The following is a 1,227-nucleotide window of genomic DNA, read 5'->3' on the forward strand; positions in this document are numbered from 1 at the left end:
GCATAAAGGCGGCAAAGGAGAGAATCCCCAGGAGCTTACATAAGTCAGTGACTGGGGGTGAAACGACAAACCTGCCGGTAGCAGATTTGAACGCTGCTTGCAGCGGCCCTGAAAGGGCGAGGCCCATGGATGGGTCGAGTAATAAAGCCAACGCATATGCAGCTTGAAGTATGACGAGGATAGGCCAGACTTAAGTCACACCTAACTTACCGGGGCTTGCCTCGGTAAACTCAATTCAGGGGAGGAATTATGACCGGTCCAACCATTATTAAACTACAGGATGGTAACGTCATGCCGCAGCTGGGCCTGGGGGTCTGGAAGGCAAGTAATGAAGAGGTCATCACCGCCATTCATAAAGCGCTGGAAGTGGGGTATCGCTCAATTGATACCGCTGCGGCGTACAAAAACGAAGAAGGTGTCGGCAAAGCAATACGCGATGCGGGCGTACCGCGGGAAGAGTTATTCATCACCACCAAGCTGTGGAACGATGACCAGAAACGCCCTCGGGAAGCCTTGCTCGAAAGCATGGAGAAACTCCAGCTCGATTACCTCGATCTTTATCTGATGCACTGGCCGGTTCCGGCGATCGACCACTACGTTGAAGCGTGGGAAAGCATGATCGATCTGCAAAAAGAAGGGCTGATTAAGAGCATCGGCGTGTGTAACTTTCAGATCAATCATCTCCAGCGACTGATGGATGAAACCGGCGTACCTCCGGTGATTAACCAGATAGAACTTCACCCACTTATGCAACAGCGCCAACTGCACGCCTGGAACGCAACGCATAAAATCCAGACCGAATCCTGGAGCCCGCTGGCGCAGGGCGGCAAAGACGTCTTTGATCAAAAGATCATCCGCGATCTCGCGGAGAAATATGGCAAATCACCGGCGCAGATTGTCATCCGCTGGCATCTGGATAGCGGCCTGGTGGTTATTCCGAAATCAGTCACCCCTGCGCGTATCGCAGAAAACTTTAACGTCTGGGACTTCCGCCTGGATAAAGATGAATTAGGCGAAATCGCAAAGCTCGATCAGGGCAAACGTCTGGGACCAGACCCGGACCAGTTCGGCGGTTAACCCCTTCTCTCCTGCCCGACCTCTTGTCGGGCCTTTACTGATTTGAATTTCGGCGTAGACCACGTGCACAGCTAATTGAGTCCCATGCGCTCTGCCCCACTGGAAGCCGATTGAATCGCAGCAGAACCAATTTTTCGAGCAGTATGAAGG

Annotated in this window: 1 protein-coding gene and 1 pseudogene; both read left to right on the forward strand. The window is 52.7% G+C overall.

The genetic code is table 11. From position 1 onward, the window contains the following. Positions 1-249: 249 nt before the first annotated feature. Entirely contained in the window at positions 250-1,077 is an 828-nt protein-coding gene (dkgA, locus tag KQJ19_RS23650) for a 2,5-didehydrogluconate reductase DkgA (RefSeq protein ID WP_016154506.1), read from the forward strand. Positions 1,078-1,125: 48 nt separating this feature from the next. Next, positions 1,126-1,227: pseudogene (locus KQJ19_RS24170) on the forward strand (hypothetical protein); the annotation flags it as partial.

It is taken from the genome of Citrobacter sp. S46_ASV_140, assembly GCF_018919545.1.
In the GTDB taxonomy this organism is placed as follows: domain Bacteria; phylum Pseudomonadota; class Gammaproteobacteria; order Enterobacterales; family Enterobacteriaceae; genus Citrobacter; species Citrobacter braakii.